At 48.2% G+C, this 22703-nt stretch carries 20 protein-coding genes; 16 read left to right on the forward strand and 4 right to left on the reverse strand.

The features are described from left to right. Positions 1 to 65: 65 nt before the first annotated feature. From rsmB to ATG66_RS19895, 4 genes are all read left to right on the forward strand, one after another. Positions 66 to 1349, forward strand: coding sequence for a 16S rRNA (cytosine(967)-C(5))-methyltransferase RsmB (gene rsmB, locus ATG66_RS19880; RefSeq protein WP_098416968.1), 1284 nt, complete (start codon positions 66 to 68; stop codon positions 1347 to 1349). A 64-nt stretch (positions 1350 to 1413) separates the two neighbouring features. Beyond that, the gene (trkA, locus tag ATG66_RS19885; protein WP_098416970.1) at positions 1414 to 2793 is read left to right on the forward strand and encodes a Trk system potassium transporter TrkA; all 1380 of its coding nucleotides are present in this window, start codon (positions 1414 to 1416) and stop codon (positions 2791 to 2793) included. A 9-nt stretch (positions 2794 to 2802) separates the two neighbouring features. Further along, positions 2803 to 4248, forward strand: a complete 1446-nt coding sequence (locus ATG66_RS19890; protein WP_098416972.1) for a TrkH family potassium uptake protein — start codon at positions 2803 to 2805, stop codon at positions 4246 to 4248. Between the two features lie 26 nt (positions 4249 to 4274). Next, the gene (locus tag ATG66_RS19895; protein ID WP_098416973.1) at positions 4275 to 4859 is read left to right on the forward strand and encodes a DUF3157 family protein; all 585 of its coding nucleotides are present in this window, start codon (positions 4275 to 4277) and stop codon (positions 4857 to 4859) included. A 74-nt stretch (positions 4860 to 4933) separates the two neighbouring features. Here ATG66_RS19895 and trhA read toward each other — a convergent pair whose 3' ends face one another. Both trhA and ATG66_RS19905 read right to left on the reverse strand, forming a co-directional pair. After that, the gene (gene trhA / locus ATG66_RS19900; RefSeq protein WP_179885746.1) at positions 4934 to 5587 is read right to left on the reverse strand and encodes a PAQR family membrane homeostasis protein TrhA; all 654 of its coding nucleotides are present in this window, start codon (positions 5585 to 5587) and stop codon (positions 4934 to 4936) included. A gap of 69 nt (positions 5588 to 5656) precedes the next feature. Continuing rightward, positions 5657 to 6463: a sporulation protein gene (locus ATG66_RS19905; RefSeq protein ID WP_179885747.1), complete on the reverse strand. Its 807-nt coding sequence runs from the start codon at positions 6461 to 6463 to the stop codon at positions 5657 to 5659. Between the two features lie 296 nt (positions 6464 to 6759). Between ATG66_RS19905 and ATG66_RS19910 the strand changes: the two genes are divergently transcribed. The 6 genes from ATG66_RS19910 to ATG66_RS19935 all read left to right on the forward strand — a co-directional run bounded on the left by ATG66_RS19910 (position 6760) and on the right by ATG66_RS19935 (position 12040). Then, the gene (locus ATG66_RS19910; RefSeq protein WP_098416978.1) at positions 6760 to 6927 is read left to right on the forward strand and encodes a hypothetical protein; all 168 of its coding nucleotides are present in this window, start codon (positions 6760 to 6762) and stop codon (positions 6925 to 6927) included. 143 nt (positions 6928 to 7070) lie between these two features. Next, positions 7071 to 7337, forward strand: a complete 267-nt coding sequence (locus ATG66_RS19915; protein WP_098416980.1) for a YihD family protein — start codon at positions 7071 to 7073, stop codon at positions 7335 to 7337. 263 nt (positions 7338 to 7600) lie between these two features. After that, positions 7601 to 9022, forward strand: a complete 1422-nt coding sequence (gene ccoG / locus ATG66_RS19920) for a cytochrome c oxidase accessory protein CcoG (RefSeq protein WP_098416982.1) — start codon at positions 7601 to 7603, stop codon at positions 9020 to 9022. A 55-nt stretch (positions 9023 to 9077) separates the two neighbouring features. After that, positions 9078 to 10064: a serine/threonine protein kinase gene (locus ATG66_RS19925; RefSeq protein ID WP_098417137.1), complete on the forward strand. Its 987-nt coding sequence runs from the start codon at positions 9078 to 9080 to the stop codon at positions 10062 to 10064. Positions 10065 to 10114: 50 nt separating this feature from the next. Next, on the forward strand, positions 10115 to 10717 hold the full coding sequence (locus ATG66_RS19930; protein WP_098416983.1) for a thiol:disulfide interchange protein DsbA/DsbL: 603 nt from the start codon (positions 10115 to 10117) through the stop codon (positions 10715 to 10717). A 366-nt stretch (positions 10718 to 11083) separates the two neighbouring features. Further along, complete coding sequence (locus ATG66_RS19935) at positions 11084 to 12040, forward strand: DUF2860 domain-containing protein (RefSeq protein WP_098416985.1); 957 nt, start codon at positions 11084 to 11086, stop codon at positions 12038 to 12040. 58 nt (positions 12041 to 12098) lie between these two features. Here ATG66_RS19935 and ATG66_RS19940 read toward each other — a convergent pair whose 3' ends face one another. Next, complete coding sequence (locus ATG66_RS19940; protein WP_098416987.1) at positions 12099 to 13622, reverse strand: YifB family Mg chelatase-like AAA ATPase; 1524 nt, start codon at positions 13620 to 13622, stop codon at positions 12099 to 12101. 464 nt (positions 13623 to 14086) lie between these two features. Here ATG66_RS19940 and ilvG point away from each other — a divergent pair, with 464 nt between their 5' ends. Genes ilvG through ilvA form a run of 5 tightly spaced genes read left to right on the forward strand, consistent with a single transcriptional unit; the run spans position 14087 to position 20386 of the window. Beyond that, a complete protein-coding gene (ilvG, locus tag ATG66_RS19945) occupies positions 14087 to 15733 on the forward strand; it encodes an acetolactate synthase 2 catalytic subunit (protein ID WP_098416988.1) in 1647 nt (548 codons plus the stop codon). Positions 15734 to 15744: 11 nt separating this feature from the next. After that, on the forward strand, positions 15745 to 16029 hold the full coding sequence (ilvM, locus tag ATG66_RS19950; RefSeq protein WP_098416990.1) for an acetolactate synthase 2 small subunit: 285 nt from the start codon (positions 15745 to 15747) through the stop codon (positions 16027 to 16029). Positions 16030 to 16041: 12 nt separating this feature from the next. Beyond that, a complete protein-coding gene (gene ilvE, locus ATG66_RS19955; RefSeq protein ID WP_098416991.1) occupies positions 16042 to 16980 on the forward strand; it encodes a branched-chain-amino-acid transaminase in 939 nt (312 codons plus the stop codon). Positions 16981 to 16994: 14 nt separating this feature from the next. Then, the gene (ilvD, locus tag ATG66_RS19960; protein ID WP_098416993.1) at positions 16995 to 18836 is read left to right on the forward strand and encodes a dihydroxy-acid dehydratase; all 1842 of its coding nucleotides are present in this window, start codon (positions 16995 to 16997) and stop codon (positions 18834 to 18836) included. A gap of 5 nt (positions 18837 to 18841) precedes the next feature. After that, positions 18842 to 20386 carry a threonine ammonia-lyase, biosynthetic gene (gene ilvA / locus ATG66_RS19965; RefSeq protein ID WP_098416994.1) on the forward strand — a complete coding sequence of 515 codons (1545 nt, stop codon included), beginning with the start codon at positions 18842 to 18844 and terminating at the stop codon, positions 20384 to 20386. 33 nt (positions 20387 to 20419) lie between these two features. Here the strand turns inward: ilvA and punR are convergent, their stop codons facing one another. Further along, positions 20420 to 21322, reverse strand: a complete 903-nt coding sequence (punR, locus tag ATG66_RS19970) for a DNA-binding transcriptional activator PunR (protein WP_098416996.1) — start codon at positions 21320 to 21322, stop codon at positions 20420 to 20422. 153 nt (positions 21323 to 21475) lie between these two features. Here punR and punC point away from each other — a divergent pair, with 153 nt between their 5' ends. After that, a complete protein-coding gene (gene punC / locus ATG66_RS19975) occupies positions 21476 to 22681 on the forward strand; it encodes a purine nucleoside transporter PunC (protein WP_098416997.1) in 1206 nt (401 codons plus the stop codon). The last annotated feature ends 22 nt before the right edge of the window (positions 22682 to 22703 follow it).

A 22703-nucleotide genomic window follows, 5' to 3' on the forward strand; every position in this document is an offset into this window, starting at 1 on the left:
ATCATCCCCAATAATACGAACTTTTAGAGGGCAGAGATGCCCTCCTTTACTTTAAGGTACTCATCATGAATGTTCGCGCTGCAGCTGCTAACGTCTTGTATCTTGTCGTTGACAAGGGCCACTCACTTTCAAGCGCTCTTCCAGCGGCGCAACAAAATGTAAGACCTCGTGACCATGCGCTTTTACAAGAGATCTGTTACGGTACGCTGCGTTACCTACCTCGCTTAGAAACGATCGCTAGCCAACTGATGGACAAGCCGCTCAAAGGCAAGCAGCGGGTTTTCCATCACCTCATTCTGGTGGGCATTTACCAATTAAGCTTTATGCGCATTCCCGCGCACGCGGCGGTTGGTGAAACGGTGGAAGGCACGAAAGAACTAAAAGGCCCTCGCCTACGTGGTCTAATCAACGCCGTATTGCGTAACTATCAACGCAGCCAAGAAGAACTCGACCAAATTGCCGTCAGCCACAACGCTGGTAAATACGCTCATCCAAGCTGGTTGCTCAAGCTGTTACAAGAAGCGTACCCAGAACAATGGGAAGGTATTGTTGCAGCAAACAACCAAAAAGCACCAATGTGGTTGCGGGTGAACCACCAACACCACACTCGTGATGAATATCTTGCGCTACTCAAAAATGAAAACATTGATAGCACACCACACTCCCAAGCAATGGACGCCCTACAATTGGCCGCGCCCTGTGATGTGACCCATTTACCTGGCTTTGAAAAAGGGTGGGTATCGGTACAAGATGCGGCGGCGCAGCTGGCTATCAACTACCTAAAACCACAAGACGGCGAACTGATTTTAGATTGCTGTGCAGCGCCAGGTGGCAAGACGGCGCACATTCTAGAGCGCACGTCGGGCAGTGAAGTGATCGCGATCGACTGCGACGAAACACGCTTAAAACGCGTGCATGAAAACCTGAAGCGTCTCAACCTTCAGGCAAAAGTGGTTTGCGGTGATGCGCGTAATCCACAACAATGGTGGCAAGGTGAGCAATTTGATCGCATTTTACTCGATGCACCATGTTCTGCGACGGGCGTGATTCGTCGCCATCCAGACATCAAATGGTTACGTCGTGCAGACGATATTGCGGCTTTAGCCGAACTGCAACGTGAGATTTTTGACGCGATGTGGACGCAGCTGAAACCGGGCGGCACCATGGTTTACGCGACGTGTTCTATCACACCGCAAGAAAACGTCGAGCAAGTGAAAGCGTTTTTAGCACGCACCACGGATGCACAATTGATGGATTCTGATCCCACTCAGCCTGGCCATCAAATTCTACCAGGCGAAGAAAACATGGACGGTTTCTACTACGCGGTACTCACCAAAACACTCGCGTAATAGCATACTAAATAGGGCGATTGGGATGAATTCAATCGCCTTTTTCAGATAACGAGAAAAGAGTATGAAGATCATTATTCTTGGTGCAGGTCAGGTTGGCGGCACATTGGCGGAAAACTTAGTCGGTGAGAACAATGATATCACCGTCGTTGACAATAACACCGACCGACTGCGTGAACTGCAGGACAAGTATGACCTGCGGGTTGTGAACGGTCATGCGAGTCACCCAGACGTGCTGCATGAGGCCGGCGCGCAAGATGCTGACATGCTCGTCGCGGTAACCAATACCGACGAAACCAACATGGCGGCCTGTCAGGTGGCATTTACTCTGTTCAACACGCCAAATCGCGTTGCCCGTATTCGTTCGCCCGAATATCTGGCAGAAAAAGAAGCCCTATTTAAATCGGGGGCCATTCCTGTCGATCACCTTATCGCCCCCGAAGAGCTGGTCACGAGCTACATCGAGCGTCTGATCCAATACCCAGGCGCACTGCAAGTCGTGAGCTTTGCCGAGCAGAAAGTCAGCCTCGTGGCGGTAAAAGCCTACTATGGCGGTCCGCTGGTCGGCAATGCGCTGTCTGCCCTACGCGAGCACATGCCACATATCGATACCCGCGTGGCGGCCATATTCCGTCAAGGCCGTCCAATTCGTCCACAAGGCACCACCATTATCGAAGCCGATGATGAAGTATTTTTTGTCGCGGCAAGTAACCACATTCGGTCGGTGATGAGTGAACTGCAACGCCTTGAAAAGCCTTATCGCCGAATCATGATTGTCGGTGGCGGTAACATTGGGTCGAGCTTAGCGAAACGCCTCGAACAAAACTACAAAAGTGTAAAGCTGATCGAGCGTAACTATCAACGCGCAGAGCAGCTTTCTGAACAGTTAGAAAACACCATCGTATTCTGTGGCGATGCGGCCGATCAAGAGCTCCTGTCTGAAGAAAACATCGACCAAGTAGACGTTTTTATCGCACTGACCAACGAAGATGAAACTAACATCATGTCAGCCATGCTGGCAAAACGCATGGGTGCGAAAAAAGTCATGGTACTGATCCAGCGTGGCGCGTACGTAGACTTAGTACAAGGCGGCGTGATTGATGTGGCGATCTCACCACAACAAGCCACCATCTCTGCCCTCTTGACGCACGTTCGTCGTGCCGACATTGTTAACGTCTCTTCTCTACGCCGTGGGGCGGCAGAAGCCATTGAAGCCGTCGCCCACGGTGATGAGAGCACATCGAAAGTGGTTGGCCGTGCAATTGGCGATATCAAACTCCCGCCCGGGACCACCATTGGTGCTATCGTTCGTGGTGAAGAAGTACTCATCGCCCACGACCGTACCGTCATTGAGCAAGATGACCATGTGGTGATGTTCTTGGTCAACAAAAAATACGTATCAGACGTCGAAGCGCTATTCCAACCGAGTCCATTCTTCCTTTAGGATTTCCCTATGGTCAACTTACGTCCCGTACTCTTGGTCATTGGGCTGGTTTTATCCAAACTGGCCCTGTTTATGTACGTGCCGACTTTGGTCGCTTTCTTCACTGGTACGGGTGGATTCCTCGATTTCGCTCAAGCCGTTGTGATCACGCACCTCGTTGCCTTTATCTGTTTGACGATTGGCCGAACCGCCAAATTCAAACTCAGTGTGCGCGACATGTTCCTCATTACCAGCTTGGTGTGGACCATCGCCAGCGTCTTCGCTGCGCTGCCATTTGTGTTTATCAACCATATCAGCTTTACTGACGCCTACTTTGAAACCATGTCAGGCATCACCACGACAGGCTCTACCGTACTGACTGGCTTAGACAACATGGCGCCGAGTATCTTGCTCTGGCGTTCGATTTTGCAATGGTTAGGCGGTATCGGCTTTATTGTGATGGCGGTTGCTGTACTCCCTATGCTCAATGTCGGCGGTATGAGACTGTTCCAAACCGAATCGTCCGATTGGTCAGATAAAAGCAGCCCGAGGGCCAAAACGGTCGCCAAAAACATCGTGATTGTCTACCTGATGCTGACGGGTTTGTGCATTATCGGATACTTACTCACCGGCATGAACCTGTTTGAAGCCACCAACCACGCTCTGACCACACTGTCTACGGGCGGATACTCAACGTCTGATAATTCAATGAACACCTTCTCCAACGGCGCACATTGGGTCGCGACGGGCTTTATGTTCTTGGGTGGCTTGCCGTTCTTGCTCTTCATCGCGGCTTTACGCAAACGCCGCCTCAATGCATTGGTCAAAGACGCTCAAGTACGAGGGTTTGCTTACCTGTGCCTTTTCTCAAGCTTAGTGATTTCTGCCTGGTTAGTGATTCGAGATGGGTACACTATTTGGGATGCGCTACGAGTATCGATGTTTAATATCGTTTCTGTCGTCACCACAACAGGTTTTGGCTTAGAAGACTTTACGGCATGGGGCACATTGCCCACAACGCTATTCGTCTTCTTGATGATGGCAGGCGCATGTTCAGGCTCAACGTCTGGCGGGATCAAAGTCTTCCGCTTTCAAATTGCGATGACATTGCTGAATAAACAAATGATGAAACTGGTTCACCCTTCCGGTGTGTTTGTTCAACGTTACAACCAACGCCCAGTGAATGACGATATTGTTCGTTCACTGGTCGCGTTTGGTTTGATGTTCTTGATCACCATCATTTTTATCGCAGGCTGTTTAAGTATTCTGGGGTTAGGTCCTATCACTAGCATTTCTGGCGCAATTACCGCCGTAGCAAACGTCGGCCCAGGTATAGGAGCGGTTATTGGTCCAACAGGTAACTTTGCCCCATTGCCCGATACTGCGAAATGGCTATTAAGTTTTGGCATGTTAATGGGACGCTTGGAAATTCTGACCATTCTTGTCCTGTTCTTCCCGGCGTTTTGGCGCCGTTAACCTCTCTTCACCCCAAAGGTATAATAATGAAAACATGGATCACTCTGGCGACCCTCCTCGCCACCTCATCCACTTACGCCGCTGAGGTTGTCACTTTAGCGGATGGACGAGAAGTGAAGTTGAACGATGACTTTACTTGGGAATACGTGATGAACAGTCCTGCGCCACAAGCGGCAGAGACTCAAGCGACAACCAGCGCGATTGAAACGGTCGCAACTTCTGCGATTGCGACGATTCCAGTCGTAACGAAAACTGTCAGTACTACCGTGATGGTAAACGCAAAAAAACCAACCATGCAACTGTCTGACTCTGGTGTCGACGTACTGATTGGCTCCGCGAGCTATGAAGGTGGTGAGCTCGTACTGCCAACGTCCATTACCAACCAAAGCTCACAGTCGGTGATTCAAATTGATGTGGAAGTTCAGGTATTTGATATGTCTGGCAAGCCACTAACCAAGAAAAACGTGACGGTTTGGCAATCCATCAAGCGAATGGCGGATACTTACCTGCGTCCACAGCAAGCGGAGCAAGGGAAAGCCATCAAACTGGCTGTGCCGAAAGCTCAGCAATACCAATTTTCCGCGAAAGTGTTAGACATCAAAACGCGTTAATCTATTAAACTTTGATAGACATAGCACCTCGCGAACAGAACATGCTTTGTCGGACCAATCTCTGTCTCGCTGGCTTAGATAGGCTCGACAAAGTAATAAATCGCGAAGAAGTGACACACGCACCCCGCTAAGACAAAACCATGCCAGATCGCATGATTAAACGGAATACGCTTAGCGACATAGAAAACCACCCCGAGCGAATAGATGATCCCACCAGCCGCCAACAATGTCAGTCCACCGATATCAAGATTAATCGCGAGTTGGTAAATGACAATCAACGACGACCAACCCATCAGCAAATAGGTCATCAGTGATAGCTTTTTAAAGCGATAAACAAACGCCACTTTCATCATGATGCCAATCAGCGCAACACTCCAAATGAAAATCATCAGCCCAATAGCCAAGGGCGTGCGCAAACTCACCAGTAAAAAGGGCGTATAGCTGCCAGCAATGAGCAGATAAATAGCACAGTGATCGAAGGTTTTTAGCCAACGTTTGGTCCGAGGATGAGGGATTGCATGATACAGCGTAGACGCCAAAAACAGCACAATAATACTGGCGCCGTACACGGCCATGCTGGTCAAGGTCAGTGTATCGGCTTGCTGATCTATGGCTTTGCTTAATAATAGAATCAGACCAACAATGCCAAAAATCATCCCAATCCCGTGAGTGAGGGTATTGGCCAGTTCTTCACTTTGACGGTATTGAGGCTTCTGCGGTAAGGACATCAATGAGCCTGTTCCAGAGTTTGAAATTGTCCTAGTATCGCACATTAAGCTTACACGTGTAAGCTTAAATTAAGACTCGTGCGTAACTGTCGTTTGGTCGAGATAACTGAGAACAAGCTCACCAACCTCATCTAGGTTCGTGCTCACAGGGATGCTCAATTCTCGCTTGAGTTTTCCACTCCCAAGTAAGCTTGCGAGCATGCCACCCTCGCCCTTGCGTGTACGATCGACTTCAAACCACAACTTGAGTTCTTGCTCGTTACGGTGAGCGACAAATTCTAACTCACGCCACACACCATGGTATGGCCCATCAGTCGGCACCATCTCAAATTCTTGCACAAATGGTAGGTCGAACCCTTTTACTTCCTCACACTCCACTTGGCGAAGGCGCAAACCTTGCGCTTCAAATGCCGATAATACCGCATCCATCAGTGGGTCAGGTCGAACGGTGAGGGTATCTTTATCGGTCGGATCCAGAGCAGCGGCGACGTCTAAACCGGTTTCAAGCCACACTTTGGCATCTCCAATCGTGACCGGTGTATTCCAAGGCACCTCGAGCGTCACATCGAAGGTGCGCTCTTCACCGGAATGGATAGTAAATGCATAAGGGAGGCTCCACTTCGCAAGCACATGAGTTTGTGGGACTCGGCGCATGCTGTGTCCTTCTTGCGCCCCTCGGTCATCTGGCGCTTCCGCGATGTAACGACAACAAAGCTTTAAGTCAATGTTATCGATCGCCTGTTCGGTTGCACCACCATAAACATGGATAGACACATTCACACTTTGACCAGGGTATAGCACGTCTTGGTTTAGAATTGAGTCGACCTTCGCGCTCCCAATCCCAAAGCTTGCCAGTGTCTTCTTTAAAAATGACATAGCCACCTCCTTTGTCCAGATTTCATACTACTCCTGCTGATCATGGGATCAAACAAAATTCACCTCGTTATTTATCATAAAATGACAAAAACCAAACAATTCAACTGTTCAACTATCGACCAATTATTACAAGAATGCTAACCTTACACTTGATATGCATGCATATCAGTATTCCTGACTCATTAACTGGATTGGCGAGAGCCAAAAGAGTGATTCTTCAATCTTGTTGGAGCCTAGCTCATAATGATTCAGGCCATAACATCGGCAATGGAGATGCCTGACAGTTAGGTAATTTAATGCGCCCAACAACAGTCAGGTTCGCACACACTAATACTAGTGCAATGCGCCGCCGCAGTGGCTTTACTACTGCACCAAAGGCAAAGCAAGTTGCGCCAGCAATGACATTGGTTGAGAAGACGGCAATGATGTCGAGTGTTCCGACCAAAGTTATCAAAGCAGCTTAATCAAAAGCGCAGCGCAAGCTGCGCTTTTTTTTGTCTATCCGCTACGAGAATGACTGGGTATGAATCCTATTCTTGTTTGGTCTTCACCAAGCAATTTGATACCTTTAGGCTCCATTACACCAATACACTCTGTGGAGAAAGAAATGAAGTGTCATCGTATTGAAGAGTTGCTTGAGCTGCTAGAACCCGAGTGGCACAAAGATCAAGACATGAACCTATTAGCGTTCATCGTGAAATTAACCCAAGAAGCAGGTTACGAAGGAAGGTTGGAAGATCTCACTGACGACGTGCTGATCTACCATCTTAAAATGCGTAACAGCCACAAAGATGACATGATCCCAGGTCTAAAGAAAGACCAAGAAGAAGATTTCAAAACCGCCATCTTACGCGCTCGCGGCATCATCAAATAAACCGGCCAATAACGACTTTTTGCGGCGATTTTTTAGAACCAAACATTTCAGCACCACGACGGTTGTAACTGATCAGCCAATTATTGGGTTAACTGTACTGACTTTTGTTGTTAAAGGTTGACTGCGTTAAAGAAAAGAAATTGTTATTGATTGTATAATCGCCGTCCATCAGTATTTACTAAAATATAAAAACAGCAATGTCATCGAGCGACATCAATAGAAATGACGCCGTACATTATAAAAAGCCTAAGAAGGATGAGTGCATGAGTCAGGATAAGATCGATATCAAAGATGTGACTCCTAAAACCTTTAATCCCAAAACTCACAAAGGAAACGGAGATCGGTTCAACCCAAGCAACCGCATCTACGTACGCGAGAGTAAAGGGACTTACCAAAAACTGCGTCGCTACGGTGGGTGGTTTTTATTGTTACTGTTTGCACTGGTACCGTGGATCCCTTACGGTGAACGCCAAGCGATATTGCTCGATATCGGTAATCAACAATTCAACTTTTTCGGCACGACCCTTTACCCACAAGACCTCACCCTACTCGCGCTACTGTTTGTGATCGCCGCCTTCGCGTTGTTTTTTATCACCACCTTTTTGGGTCGAGTTTGGTGTGGCTATTTGTGCCCGCAAACCGTGTGGACGTTCATGTACATCTGGTTTGAAGAAAAGCTCGAGGGCAGTGCCAATAAACGCCGCAAGCAAGACTCCAACAAGATGACGGCAAACTTAGCCATGCGCAAAACACTGAAACACATCGCGTGGTTTGCTATTGCACTCGCTACCGGCTTCACCTTCGTTGGTTACTTCGTGCCGATGCAGCAATTAGTCATTAATTTCTTCACGATTAACGCCAGCTTCTGGCCTGTGTTTTGGGTGATGTTCTTTGCGCTCTGTACCTACGGCAATGCTGGGTGGATGCGCTCGATTATGTGTATTCACATGTGTCCTTATGCACGATTCCAATCTGCCATGTTTGATAAAGACACCTTTATCGTCGGGTACGATGTAAAACGCGGTGAAAAGCGTGGTCCTCGCCCGCGTAAAGCAGACCCAAAACAGCTCGGCTTGGGTGATTGTATTGATTGTAATTTATGTGTCCAGGTGTGCCCTACGGGCATCGACATTCGTGATGGCTTACAGTATGAATGCATCAACTGCGGTGCGTGTATTGATGCATGTGACCATACCATGGAACGTATGGGCTATGAAAAAGGGCTGATCAGCTACACCACTGAACATCGCTTATCAGGGAAAACGACGAAAGTGATGCGCCCTAAACTACTCGGCTATGGCGCCGTACTATTGGTAATGCTAGGCTTATTCTTCGCTCAGGTCGCTGCGGTAGATCCAGCCGGCATGAGCGTAATTCGCGACCGTAACCAACTGTTCCGCGTCAATAGCTCGGGTGAAATAGAAAATACCTACACACTGAAAGTGATCAACAAAACACAACAAGTACAACAATACTCGCTAGATGTTGAGGGATTGCCGGATGTAAACTGGTACGGTAAGCAAACTATCCAGGTTCAACCGGGTGAGGTATTGAACTTGCCCATGAGTCTTGCCGTTGATCCTGACACGCTAAACTCTGCGATCACGACAATTCAGTTTATACTCACCGATAAGAGCAACGAATTCACCATCGAAGTAGAAAGCCGCTTTATTAAGAAGTTATAACGGCAAACTTCGATGACTAATGGAAAAAGGCTCAGCAATGAGCCTTTTTGTTTATATGTCCCACAGTATGTTTAACTTTAACGCCCTTACCCCAGATCTCATGTGGTACGCGTTAGAAAGTATTGGTGTTCGCGCGGAATCTGGTTTTCTTCCTCTAAACAGTTATGAAAATCGTGTTTATCAATTCATCGACGAAGAGCGCCGTCGCTACGTCGTCAAATTCTACCGTCCAGAACGTTGGAGCAACGAACAAATCCAAGAAGAGCACAACTTCACCTTGGAACTGATCGAGAACGAAATCCCAGTTGCGCCACCAGTACGCATTAACGGCCACACTCTTCACCACTATCAAGGTTACAGCTTTGCGTTATTTGATAGTGTCGGTGGGCGTCAATTTGAAGTGGATAACTTAAACCAATTGGAAGGGGTTGGTCGCTTCCTTGGTCGTATCCATAACGTCGGCAGTCGACAAGTATTCCGACATCGCCCAACCATTGGTTTGCAAGAGTACCTTTACCAACCGCGTGAAACACTGCAGCGCTCAAACATGATTCCTATGCATTTAGAGAACAGCTTCTTCAATGATCTGGACATGCTGATCAAATCCATCGAAAACCGTTGGCAACAAGGTTTTAACACCATTCGCCTGCATGGGGATTGTCATCCAGGCAATATTTTGTGGCGTGATGGACCAATGTTCGTCGATTTAGATGACTCACGTAACGGCCCTGCGGTGCAAGATTTGTGGATGCTGCTGAGTGGCGAACGCCAAGAGAAATTGATGCAACTGGATATTGTTTTGGAAGCTTATCAAGAGTTTTGCGATTTTAACTCGGCGGAATTGAAACTAATCGAACCTCTTCGCGGTCTACGAATGGTGCACTATATGGCATGGCTAGCAAAACGTTGGCATGACCCTGCGTTTCCACTCGCTTTTCCATGGTTTAATGAGCCAAAATACTGGGAAGATCAGGTTCTCGCATTTAAAGAGCAAATTGCCACTCTAGAAGAAGCCCCACTATCTTTAATGCCTCACTGGTAATAACAACCTAAATAAGTCAGGCCGAACAATTCGAAAATGGAGATATTAAAATGAAAAAGCTGTTTGTACTATTTTCTATGCTGATGCTTAGCCTGTCAGCACATGCAGCACAATTCCAAGCAGGTGAACATTACAAAGTATTGGATCTTGAGGCATCAAAAAGACCTCTGGTTACTGAGTTTTTCTCTTTTTACTGCCCACACTGTAGTAGTTTTGAGCCAGTGATTCAGCAACTGAAGAAGCAACTACCTGAAGGCACCAAGCTACAAAAGAACCATGTCTCGTTCATGGGGGGTAACATGGGTCCTTCAATGAGTAAGGCATACGCGACGATGGTTGCACTGAAGATTGAAGATAAAATGGTGCCAGTGATGTTTAACCGCATTCACAATATGAGTAAAGCACCACGTGACGATGCAGAACTTCGCCAGATCTTCCTCGACGAAGGAGTAGAAGCGAAAAAATTCGACGCGGCTTTCAAAGGCTTTGCCGTCGACTCTATGGTTCGTCGCATGGACAAACAGTTTGAAAACAGCGGTCTAACTGGCGTACCTGCGGTTATCGTCAACAATAAATATTTGATTCAAGCACAAAGTATTAAAACGATGGATGAATACTTTTCTCTAGTGAATCACTTGCTAGCACTAAAATAAGCCAAACAACTTCATCAAAAAGGGAGCGCATCGCTCCCTTTTTATTTATCTCTCTTATTTAATCGCTGTACTTTATCTTGCTCCTCCCAGCTATCTTGCTAAAAAGCCCCTCACCACCTTAAACACCCGACTCTACTCGGTTGGAAATCGCTGAAATACCTGCATGAGTCGTTGCCCGCAGCCACATCATCTTATTGGCTGTTGTTGTGATCGCTTTCACGCTTAGAAACAACACTTTAAAACCGTGGTAATACATGAACAATAAAACTGCGTGTAATTATACTGCGCCACTAGACTGTGTATGAGAGTGGTCAGATTTGTTACCTCACCCCTCGCACCATTCATGTCACAATAAGGAGATAACGAATGAAACCAAGGCTAACTCTTTTGTCTTTGGCCTTTATCGTCAGTGCTGCTCAGGCTCAACTCACTGAAACCGCAGGTTTTGGCGGTGAAATTTCGCTGAATGCCGGATTTGTCTCATCAGAATCCAACTTCAATACAGAAAATAGTAACACCATCGACTCTCTCAATAAGCGGGCCGATAGTGACAACTCTGTTATCGCTGCGCCGCTAGGAAGCGTGACATACACCTTTGGTAACCGACTCAACCACCAACTTTACGCGGGTACCACACGTTCCGATGTCGCGGTCGGTACACTCGCTTTTCAGTTGGGCTATCAACACGAGTTGCCGTCCGGCACCGTACTCGATATTTCCTATCTACCGACCGTGCTCAAGGGCGAAACCTGGCGCAACCCCTATCAAATCGGAACCGCTCGTCAAGAAACGGATGTGGACGGCAATGCCTATCGATTTCAAATCAAAGGTTTGATTGATAAAAACTTTAACCTTGATCTCGCTTATGCTGATAAAGACATTGAGCAAGAAGAAGTAACCGACCGTTCACTCGCTCGCGATTCGAGCCTTTACTACGTTAAAGGTGACTATCGGATTTCACTTAATCAAACATCCATGTTGCAACCGGCGTTTACCTATATTAATCAAGATGCCGACGGTAAGGCGGAATCATTTAATTCGTACGGATTTGACATCAGCTGGTTTAAATTTATCCATCGCCATCGGTTGGCCCTCACTGCAGGTTATGCATGGAAAGACTATCAAGCCGCTAGCCAAACTTTTGCTAAAACACGAAATGACGACACCATCAGCCTATTTGCGGCCTATGAATATCAAAACGTATTTGACTGGCAAAACTGGTCATTCATCTCTTTAGCCGGTTACAGCCAAACAGACTCGAATATCATGTTCTATGATGAAAAAGAGTATCTAGTGTCACTCGGTTTAAACTACACCTTCTAGCGCCCTTCATCGCAGCAAGTCGCTTACTGACTTGTTGCGATGGGATTGGTCTCTTTCTCTAAACCGCTTGTGCCGTGAGTTGTTTCAATAATCTATCCATCGCACGATACCCAAGCGCTTCCGCTAAATGAGCTCGACCTATTTGCTCAGCACCTTCAAGATCAGCGATAGTGCGCGCCACTTTAATGATTCGATGATAAGCACGGATCGACAGCCCCAGTCGATGCAACGCAGTCTCAAGAAATTCCGCATCACTTTTGTGCAAAGGGCAAAACGCTTCTATTTCTCGGCTGCCCAACAGCGCATTCACTTTGCCACTGCGGTTAAGCATATGATTGCGTGCATGATTCACACGTTTTTTGACCACAAAGGTCGACTCTCCTCGCTCCCCACCTTCAGCCAACGTTCCTTTGGGCAACGCTGGTATTTCTAATGACATATCAAAGCGATCAAGCAACGGGCCCGATAAACGACCAAGGTAGCGCAAGATCGCTTGCGGATTGGTGCGGGTTTGGTTGCCCTCGTAAAACCCTGTCGGACTGGGGTTGAGCGCCCCGACCAGCTGAAAACGTGCGGGAAAACGGGTTTTACCTTGCGCACGTGAGATAATGATTTGGCCAGATTCGAGTGGTTCTCGCAAAGAATCCAGTACTTTGCGATCAAACTCAGCCATCTCATCTAAAAACAGTAACCCATTATGAGCGAGTGAAATCTCCCCAGGTCGAGGTATCGAGCCACCACCAACTAACGCCGCCATTGAACTGGAATGATGCGGAGAACGAAACGGTCGTGACTTCCAATTGTGTTCGTTAATTTCGCTCTGGGTCAGCGATGCAACCGAAGCAGTTTCCATCGCTTCTTCGTCACTCATCTCCGGTAATAAATCACACAGCCGCGACGCCAGCATCGTCTTACCGGTACCGGGAGGGCCTAAAAACAATAAATTATGGTTTCCCGCTGCCGCTATCTCCAATGCACGCTTACCCTGTTGCTGGCCAATAATATCTTGCAAGTCTCGACCATGCTTTTCGACCGTTTTTCGCTTCGGCGTTTGAAAAAGATTCAGTCGATGTTGACCACACAACTCGGCACATACTTCCAGTAAAGACTGCGCCGATTTATGTTGCTCTTTGCCCACCAACGCCGCCTGATCACCATTAACATGAGGAACGACCAAATGGCGCGGGATCTTGCTCGCTTCTAATGCAGCAGGCAGCACACCTTTCACCGGTCTTAAACCTCCAGATAATGCCAATTCACCAATAAATTCGTAATTTTTTAGCCTATCTGTCGCGATTTGGTCTGAAGCAGCCAAAATGCCTAATGCAATAGGCAAATCAAAACGCCCCCCCTCTTTCGGCAAATCTGCCGGGGCTAAATTGACGGTGATGCGCTTCGCTGGAAATTGAAAATTAGAATTGATGATCGCACTACGCACACGGTCTTTGGCTTCTTTTACGGTGGTTTCTGGCAGGCCAACCAACGTAAAACCCGGCATGCCGTTACTGATATGAACTTCTACACTCACCGATGGTGCTTGCACCCCGACACTTGCTCGACTGTAAATGATTGCTAGGCCCATACGCTCCCCAAATTATTGAACACTCTATAAGCAAATGTTTTATCTATGTGGTTATGTTATATACCGCGTCCAAATTGAGAGTTAATGTGAAAAAAGAATGACTTTTTGCTTGTCATGCAGCGGAATTGTGTGATACCACTAATAACGCAAACAATTTCGTAGAACATGACACAATAAAATTTAACGACAACAAAAAGACAGACAGATGAACCTACTCGCTCATATCAACACTCTGCTAGCCCTGATTATCGTGGTCATTATTGGCACCGCGCGGGGGATTGTGGGCGATAGGTAACCACAAATTAGAAAAAACCCCCGCACTGAAAGGTCCGGGGGTTTTTTTACAACTACGAGTTGTCATCTGTCTAACCCTTGGACAGTTTAACGGGAAGAATGGGAGCGCACATGAAGTGCACACAATATGGCAATCGCTACGAGCCACAACGTAGCAAAGGAGGTTTACGATGACTGGTGCACAACTTGTCGTAGCCGCTTTAAGACAGCAAGGCATCGAAACCATTTTTGGTTACCCTGGTGGAGCCATCATGCCAATTTATGATGCCTTGTACGACGGAGGTGTCGAACACATTTTATGTCGACACGAACAAGGGGCCGCCATGGCCGCCATCGGAATGGCAAGAGCAACGCAAGATGTTGCCGTTTGTATGGCCACTTCCGGACCCGGCGCCACCAACCTCGTGACTGGCCTTGCTGACGCTTTTCTTGATTCCGTTCCTCTTGTCGCCATCACAGGCCAGGTTGCTAGCTCTCATATCGGTACCGATGCATTCCAAGAGATGGATGTGATTGGTATGTCTCTCGCCTGTACGAAACACAGCTACTTAGTCACTGACATCGACGACCTTGCTCCAACACTCGCCGAAGCCTTTGAGGTCGCTAAAACGGGTCGTCCGGGTCCAGTGCTTGTGGATATCGCCAAAGACGTTCAGCTTGCTCAAGCCCCAACAGATTTGTTACCTCCCTACGTAGCGCCTGCCATTGAAGATGTCAGCGCTGAAGACATCAAACGCGCGCAAGACGTACTGGCAGCCTCAACTCGTCCGGTATTGTATGTTGGTGGCGGCGTGCAGATCGCAAAAGCAACCGATGCCGTGCGTGAGTTTTTACGCCTAAATCCAATGCCAACAGTCAGTACACTAAAAGGCCTAGGCAGCATAGAACGTCATGATCCTCACTATTTAGGCATGCTTGGTATGCATGGCACCAAAGCCGCCAACTTGGTGGTTCAAGAAGCGGATTTATTGATTGTGGTCGGTGCACGTTTTGATGACCGAGTAACAGGTAAACTGGATACCTTTGCGCCGCATGCCAAAGTCATCCATATCGACATTGATGCCGCTGAAATCCATAAGCTTCGCCACGCCAACGCCCCACTGCGTGGCGACATCAACACCATTCTTCCTCAGCTAGAGCTGTCTCAAGATATCTCACCGTGGGTGCATCACAGTGAGAGCCTGCGCAGCGGTTTTAAATGGCGTTACGATCACCCGGGAGAGTTAATCTACGCACCGCTTCTGCTTAAGCAGCTTTCAGACATGATGCCGGATAGCTCAATTGTGTCGACTGATGTCGGTCAGCACCAAATGTGGGCCGCGCAACATATCCAACCACGCGATCCACAAAACTTCATCACTTCAGCGGGGCTTGGCACCATGGGGTTTGGCTTACCTGCCGCGATGGGCGCGGCCGTCGCACGGCCGGATGATCAGTCTATCCTGATTACAGGTGACGGGTCATTCATGATGAATATTCAGGAATTGGGCACGCTGAAACGCCGCCAAATTCCAGTGAAGATTGTTCTCCTCAACAACCAACGTCTTGGCATGGTGCGCCAGTGGCAATCGCTGTTTTTCGACGGTCGCCATAGTGAAACCATTCTTGATGACAACCCAGATTTCGTGATGTTGGCAAAAGCCTTCGACATTCCGGGCAAAACCATCACCAAAAAAGAAGAAGTGGAGCCAGCGCTGAAAGCGATGCTGGCAAGCGAAACTTCTTACATGCTTCACGTTTTGATTGATGAAGAAGAAAACGTGTGGCCATTGGTGCCACCAGGCGCATCAAACAGTGATATGTTGGAAAATACATAGGAGACCATCGCATGGACAGATATTTACTCGACATCAAAGCCGATGACAAACCGGTATTGTTGGAGCGCGTTCTGCGTGTGATTCGTCACCGAGGTTTCGTGATCAAACAAGTCGCTGCCACACAAAACCACGCAAGTAAAGTCGCCAGCGTTGAGATCATCGTCGACAGCGATCGGCCAATCTCGTTTTTGATCAATCAAATAGAGAAGTTGTGGGACGTTCGTAACGTTGAGGTACTGAAAATCCGCAACGATGAACTGCCAAATCACAACTTACAACAACATGTCAGTGCATAAGGAAGGCAATAAATGGCAACAAAAACTGCAGATTTCATTTGGTTTAATGGCAAGATGGTTCCATGGGCAGAAGCAAACGTCCACGTATTGACGCACGCCATGCACTACGGTACCTCGGTATTTGAAGGGGTACGTTGTTACAACACGCCAAAAGGACCCATTGTCTTCCGCCACCATGAGCACGCAAAACGTTTAAAAGATTCCGCCAAGATTTACCGCTTCCCGATCCCTTTTTCTGTAGAAGAAATCATGGAAGCCACCCGCGAAACACTGCGTCAAAACCAGTTGGATAGTGCTTACATCCGCCCACTAGGCTTTGTCGGCAATGTGGGTCTGGGCGTTTGCCCACCAGTGGGCACAGAAATGGACCTGATCATTGCGGCCTTCCCTTGGGGGTCTTATCTGGGTGAAGAAGCGCTAGAAAAAGGGGTAGATGCGATGATTTCTAGTTGGAACCGCGCGGCACCTAATACCATCCCAACCGCCGCAAAAGCAGGTGGTAACTACCTGTCCTCACTACTGGTGGGTGGTGAAGCGCGTCGTAATGGGTATGACGAAGGCATCGCACTTAGCGTGGATGGTTACCTATCGGAAGGCGCCGGTGAAAATATTTTTGTGGTTAAAGACGGCGTGATCACAACGCCACCAGCAACCAGTGCAATCCTGCCAGGTATCACGCGTGACTCAATCATGACCATTGCACGTGACCAAGGTTACGACGTCCGCGAAACGACCATTGCTCGTGAAGCGCTTTACCTTGCTGACGAAGTATTTATGACCGGTACCGCCGCGGAAGTCGTGCCTGTGGCAACCATCGACAAAATTGAGGTGGGCAGCGGTAAGCGCGGTCCAATCACCAAAGAGTTGCAACACGCCTACTTTGGTCTTTTTAACGGCACCACGGAAGATAAATGGGGCTGGTTAGACTATGTGTACCCAGAGCAGAAGTAAGAAGGAATTAGGAAATGCCAAAATATAGATCAGCAACCACCACACATGGACGTAACATGGCTGGTGCTCGTGCGCTCTGGCGTGCAACAGGGGTAAAAGATGAAGACTTCGGCAAGCCCATTATTGCAGTGGTGAACTCCTTTACTCAATTTGTTCCAGGTCACGTGCACTTGAAAGACATGGGTCAGTTAGTTGCGGGTGAAATCGAAAAAGCAGGCGGTATCGCCAAAGAATTCAATACTATCGCAGTCGATGATGGCATCGCCATGGGCCACGGCGGCATGCTGTATTCGCTACCATCACGTGAATTAATTGCCGACTCTGTAGAATACATGGTCAATGCGCACTGTGCCGATGCCATGGTATGCATCTCTAACTGTGACAAAATCACACCGGGAATGATGATGGCCGCGATGCGCCTCAATATTCCGGTTATTTTTGTTTCAGGTGGCCCAATGGAAGCCGGGAAAACCAAACTCTCTGATCAGATCATTAAGCTCGATCTGGTTGACGCCATGATCCAAGGCGCGGATCCTACCGTCTCGGATCAACAAAGCGAGCAGATCGAACGCAGTGCGTGTCCAACCTGCGGATCGTGCTCAGGCATGTTTACCGCCAACTCAATGAACTGTTTAACCGAAGCGCTAGGACTCTCTCAGCCGGGTAATGGCTCGATGCTGGCGACACACGCCGACCGTGAACAGTTATTCATTAACGCCGGTAAACGTGTCGTTGAGCTAACGCGACGTTACTACGAGCAAGATGATGAGTCCGCGCTACCTCGCAACATCGCTAACCGCGCCGCCTTTGAAAACGCCATGGCGCTGGACATCGCAATGGGCGGATCGAGCAATACCGTTCTGCACCTTTTAGCTGCCGCACAAGAAGGTGAAGTAGATTTCGATATGAACGATATTGATGAAATGTCTCGCCGTGTTCCACACCTTTGTAAAGTGGCCCCCTCGACTCAGAAGTATCACATGGAAGATGTGCACCGTGCTGGTGGCGTCATGGCTATCTTGGGTGAGCTCGACCGTGCGGGGTTGTTAAACGGCAGTACGCACACGGTACTCGGCATGACCATGCAGCAGCAGCTTGCTGAGTACGACATCATGCAAACAGAAAACCAAGAGATTCTAACATTCTTCCGCGCAGGCCCAGCAGGCATCCGTACGACCCAAGCCTTCTCACAAGACTGCCGCTGGGATCGTCTCGACGATGATCGCGTTGATGGCTGTATTCGCTCAAAAGAAAACGCATTCAGCCAAGAAGGTGGCCTAGCGGTGCTGTCTGGGAACATTGCCGTCGATGGTTGTATTGTAAAAACCGCAGGTGTGGATGAGGAAAATCTTACCTTCCAAGGCCCTGCGATTGTCTTCGAAAGCCAAGATTCCGCGGTTGATGGCATCTTAGGTGGTAAGGTGAAAGCGGGAGAAGTGGTCGTGATCCGTTACGAAGGTCCGAAAGGCGGCCCTGGCATGCAGGAAATGCTCTACCCTACCACTTACTTAAAATCGATGGGACTGGGTAAGTCTTGTGCCTTACTCACTGATGGTCGCTTTTCCGGTGGTACCTCGGGCCTGTCGATTGGTCATGTGTCTCCAGAGGCCGCCAGTGGCGGTACTATCGGTTTGGTTCAAGATGGCGATATCATCACTATTGATATCCCTAGCCGTGCTATCACCCTCGATGTGACAGAAAATGAGATCGCTGAGCGCCGAGCAAAGCAAGATAAACAGGGCTGGAAGCCAGCCGCCCGTCAACGTGAAGTTTCTTTTGCACTCAAAGCGTACGCCAGTATGGCAACCAGTGCAGATAAAGGGGCTGTGCGAGACAAATCAAAGCTAGAGGGTTAGCACTGATGGATTCTCAACCCGAAAAGAAAGTGGCTCAAACAGGCGCAGACTATCTGCGCCAAATCCTCCGTGCACCGATTTATGAGGTAGCAACCGTCACACCTCTGCAAGATATGCCTCGCTTGTCGGCGCGAATTGGTAATCATGTCCAAATCAAACGTGAAGACCGCCAACCCGTGCATTCATTTAAGTTGCGCGGTGCTTACAACATGGTGGCAAGCTTAACCGAAGAGCAAAAATCGTCAGGGGTGATTGCCGCTTCAGCAGGTAACCACGCTCAGGGAATGGCACTCTCTGGCACAAAACTGGGCATTAAAACCACCATTGTGATGCCAAAGACGACTCCAGATATCAAAGTCGACGCCGTACGCAGTTTTGGCGGCAATGTGGTTCTGCATGGCAACAACTTTGATGAAGCCAAAGCCGAGGCAGAGCGTTTGTCAGCGGAACATGGCTACACGTTTGTTCCCCCTTTCGACCACCCATTAGTGATTGCGGGCCAAGGTACGATTGGCATGGAAATGCTGCAGCAAAATGGCCACCTTGATTACATTTTTGTTCCAGTTGGCGGCGGGGGCTTAGCGGCGGGCGTCGCGGTACTGGTCAAACAGCTGATGCCAGAAATCAAAGTCATCGCGGTTGAACCAGAAGACTCTTCCTGTTTAAAAGCGGCTCTCGATGCTGGCGAACCCGTTGTCTTGGATCAGGTCAGCATGTTTGCTGATGGTGTAGCGGTTAAACGCATTGGGGAAGAAACCTTCCGTTTATGTCAGAAATACATTGATGGTCATGTCGCCGTCTCAAGTGATGAAATCTGCGCGGCAGTAAAAGACATTTTTGAAGACACTCGTGCGATTGCGGAGCCTTCTGGAGCATTGGCGCTGGCAGGTTTGAAGAAATTTGCCGAGCAAAACAAACTCAAGAACAAGAGCCTTGGCACCGTACTCTCTGGGGCTAACACCAACTTCCATGGCTTACGGTATGTATCAGAACGTTGTGAGTTGGGTGAAAAACGAGAAGGCTTACTCGCGGTTACGATTCCTGAGCGCCAAGGCGCTTTCTTTGAGTTCTGTCATTTGATTGGTGGTCGTGCGGTGACGGAGTTTAATTACCGCTACAACGACGACGAACTGGCCAATATCTTTGTGGGTGTACGCCTGCTAGGTGGCCAAGAAGAGCTTAAACAGATCATTCACGACCTACGAGCAGGTGGCTACCCAGTGGTGGACTTATCTGACGATGAAATGGCCAAGCTGCACGTTCGCTACATGATCGGTGGTAAACCCTCGAAACCGCTGAAAGAACGTCTGTATAGCTTTGAATTTCCTGAATACCCCGGTGCACTGTTGAAGTTCTTAAGCACGCTTGGTACGCATTGGAACATCAGCTTATTCAACTACCGTAACCACGGTGCAGACTACGGACGCGTTTTGTGTGGTTTCGAATTAGATGAAAGCGATTTGGCTCAGTTTTCCGCGCATTTGCGTGAACTAGGTTACCAATGCAAGGACGAAACGGAGAATCCATCCTATAAATTCTTCTTATCGTAACCGAAAAAAAACCTCGCCTTAGCGAGGTTTCTTTTAAGACTGTAGCCAATCTTGATGCAATTGCGTGGACGATCCTAAATAGTCCACCATCCATTGGATTAACTTATGATTATCATCTTTACGCCACACCAGACAACAGTGGCTGAGCGGTTTATCATCTGGCAATACTTTCTCCACCAGCGTACCATCATTGATCAACGGCATCGCAATATGGCGGGGCATATACCCTACCCCTATTCCATTTTTTAGACACTCAATCGCCGCGTACCAGTTCGGTAATAACAAGCGGCGTTGCTGTGGATAGTGGCCTGTATGACGTTTAGGCAATACATTTGATGTATCATCCAAACAGATGGCCGGAAATTGGCTGACGGCTGCTTCCGTCAACGTTTGCAGCCTCACACAAGGATGGGCGGGTGACATCACCAATGCCCAGTCTAACGATCCCATGTCTCGAACTTCAAAATCACCTCCAACCGGAACCGCCGAGGTGGCTCCAATGACAATATCCGCACGCTCTTGGGCGATCGCCTCCCAAGAGCCATTAAAGACTTCCATATTGATCTGCAGCTCTGCAAACTCAAACTCTCGATAAAAATCTTCAATCAGAGGTTTAAGTTTATCGAGTTTCACTACGTTATCTAACGTCAGTTTTAACGTTGATTTCCAACCGTGTGCTGCGCGGCGTGTTTGCGCCTTAATCTCGGCCATTTGCCGGAGCAACATGCGTGCTTCGGTAATAAACAGTTCACCAGCTGCGGTCAATTCCACTTTACGCGGAAGACGACGAAACAGCACCACATCCAGATCTTGCTCCACTTGGCGAACACCATAGCTAATCGCCGAAGGGACTTTGTGCAAGACCTCGGCTGCGGCGGTAAAACTGCCTAATCGAGCCACAGTATCCAGCATTTCCAATGATGATTTGGAGAACATGTCATTCTACCTTTCAAAAAATTTGATTGATAACTAAAAATTTTAACGTTTTATTTTCTTAAAATCTAAAAATAGAATGGTTAAGTAAGTAAATCAGGGCTATTTCCGACTGATTTTCACTAATAATTAATTAAATAATTTGATTGGTTGAAAATGAAAATATCAAAACTACAACTCGTATATCTCATAGCTCTTTCGATGCTCGGCTTTGTGGCCACCGATATGTACCTTCCAGCCTTCAAAGCGATGGAAATTGACTTTGCCACTGGACCAGAACAAATCGCACTCTCTTTAACTGTCTTTTTGGGAGGGATGGCGATTGGTCAACTTATGTGGGGACTGGCATCCGATAAGTTTGGTCATCGTAATACACTGGCCGTAGGCTTGGTGCTGTTTACCATTGCATCATTTGGTTTAGCTTTCTGTGACCAAGTGTGGCAATTGTTAACCCTGCGCTTTATTCAAGCGATTGGTGTATGCGCTCCAGCGGTTATCTGGCAAGCGATGGTCATCCAGCGTCACTCCAGCAGTAGTCAGCAAATATTCGCAACGATTATGCCATTGGTCGCGTTATCGCCGGCGTTGGCTCCTCAGTTCGGTGTTTTATTGGCTGACAATTTTGGTTGGCACAGTATTTTTTTCGCGCTAACACTGGTCGGAGTGCTGCTTATCATCGCAACCATGCTTCAGAAAGATGAAAAAGCAGAAGTCAAACAAACCAGTGTGTCTGCCGACATCAAAGCACTTCTTGGGTCTAAGAAGTACCTCGGAAACGTATTTATGTTTGCTACGGCTTCAGCGGCATTCTTCGCTTACCTAACCGGTATGCCAGAAATCATGGCTCAGCTCGGCTACGAAGCAAAAGACATCGGCCTCAGCTTTATCCCACAAACAATTGCGTTTATGGTCGGCGGCTACCTCGGTAAAGTGGGTGTGCGTAAATTTGGGGACGAAAAAGTGCTGCGTCAGTTGATTGGCTTATTCAGTGTGGCATCACTGATGATTTTTATCGCATCGCAATGGGCATTGTCGTCTATCTGGCCAATTCTCGCACCATTTTGTTTGATTGCCGTGGCAAACGGGGCGCTGTACCCTATCGTGGTCAACCGCGCCTTAGCCAGTGCAAAACAGAGCCCTGCCACTGCAGCTGGGTTACAAAACAGTTTACAAATTTGTGTGAGCAGCCTTGCAAGTGCGCTCGTTGCAGCCATGGCGAGTCAAGCTCAAACCGTAACCGGCGTCGCCATCATGATTTGTATGGGTGGTTTGTGGATGGGGTATGTTTTATCCAATCGCGATCTGTCCAAGCACTTCACCACGCCTGATAATTCACGTGTGGTGAGTGAAGACGAGCTTTAATCGTTCTGACCATAAAGAGCCC

Origin of the sequence: Vibrio sp. ES.051, from assembly GCF_002563795.1 — a bacterium.
Taxonomy (GTDB): Bacteria; Pseudomonadota; Gammaproteobacteria; order Enterobacterales; family Vibrionaceae; genus Vibrio.

What these genes read in the sequence shown, in the direction of transcription:
- ATG66_RS19910 (WP_098416978.1), top strand. Translation starts at nt 6,760, where the DNA reads ATGCGCCCAACAACAGTCAGGTTCGCACACACTAATACTAGTGCAATG.
- ATG66_RS19925 (WP_098417137.1), top strand. Translation starts at nt 9,078, where the DNA reads ATGTCCCACAGTATGTTTAACTTTAACGCCCTTACCCCAGATCTCATG.
- trhA (WP_179885746.1), bottom strand. Translation starts at nt 5,587, where the DNA reads ATGTCCTTACCGCAGAAGCCTCAATACCGTCAAAGTGAAGAACTGGCC.
- ATG66_RS19940 (WP_098416987.1), bottom strand. Translation starts at nt 13,622, where the DNA reads ATGGGCCTAGCAATCATTTACAGTCGAGCAAGTGTCGGGGTGCAAGCA.
- ilvG (WP_098416988.1), top strand. Translation starts at nt 14,087, where the DNA reads ATGACTGGTGCACAACTTGTCGTAGCCGCTTTAAGACAGCAAGGCATC.
- ilvD (WP_098416993.1), top strand. Translation starts at nt 16,995, where the DNA reads ATGCCAAAATATAGATCAGCAACCACCACACATGGACGTAACATGGCT.
- ilvE (WP_098416991.1), top strand. Translation starts at nt 16,042, where the DNA reads ATGGCAACAAAAACTGCAGATTTCATTTGGTTTAATGGCAAGATGGTT.
- ATG66_RS19915 (WP_098416980.1), top strand. Translation starts at nt 7,071, where the DNA reads ATGAAGTGTCATCGTATTGAAGAGTTGCTTGAGCTGCTAGAACCCGAG.
- ilvA (WP_098416994.1), top strand. Translation starts at nt 18,842, where the DNA reads ATGGATTCTCAACCCGAAAAGAAAGTGGCTCAAACAGGCGCAGACTAT.
- ATG66_RS19930 (WP_098416983.1), top strand. Translation starts at nt 10,115, where the DNA reads ATGAAAAAGCTGTTTGTACTATTTTCTATGCTGATGCTTAGCCTGTCA.
- ATG66_RS19935 (WP_098416985.1), top strand. Translation starts at nt 11,084, where the DNA reads ATGAAACCAAGGCTAACTCTTTTGTCTTTGGCCTTTATCGTCAGTGCT.
- ATG66_RS19895 (WP_098416973.1), top strand. Translation starts at nt 4,275, where the DNA reads ATGAAAACATGGATCACTCTGGCGACCCTCCTCGCCACCTCATCCACT.
- ccoG (WP_098416982.1), top strand. Translation starts at nt 7,601, where the DNA reads ATGAGTCAGGATAAGATCGATATCAAAGATGTGACTCCTAAAACCTTT.
- ATG66_RS19905 (WP_179885747.1), bottom strand. Translation starts at nt 6,463, where the DNA reads ATGTCATTTTTAAAGAAGACACTGGCAAGCTTTGGGATTGGGAGCGCG.
- punC (WP_098416997.1), top strand. Translation starts at nt 21,476, where the DNA reads ATGAAAATATCAAAACTACAACTCGTATATCTCATAGCTCTTTCGATG.
- trkA (WP_098416970.1), top strand. Translation starts at nt 1,414, where the DNA reads ATGAAGATCATTATTCTTGGTGCAGGTCAGGTTGGCGGCACATTGGCG.
- rsmB (WP_098416968.1), top strand. Translation starts at nt 66, where the DNA reads ATGAATGTTCGCGCTGCAGCTGCTAACGTCTTGTATCTTGTCGTTGAC.
- ATG66_RS19890 (WP_098416972.1), top strand. Translation starts at nt 2,803, where the DNA reads ATGGTCAACTTACGTCCCGTACTCTTGGTCATTGGGCTGGTTTTATCC.
- ilvM (WP_098416990.1), top strand. Translation starts at nt 15,745, where the DNA reads ATGGACAGATATTTACTCGACATCAAAGCCGATGACAAACCGGTATTG.
- punR (WP_098416996.1), bottom strand. Translation starts at nt 21,322, where the DNA reads ATGTTCTCCAAATCATCATTGGAAATGCTGGATACTGTGGCTCGATTA.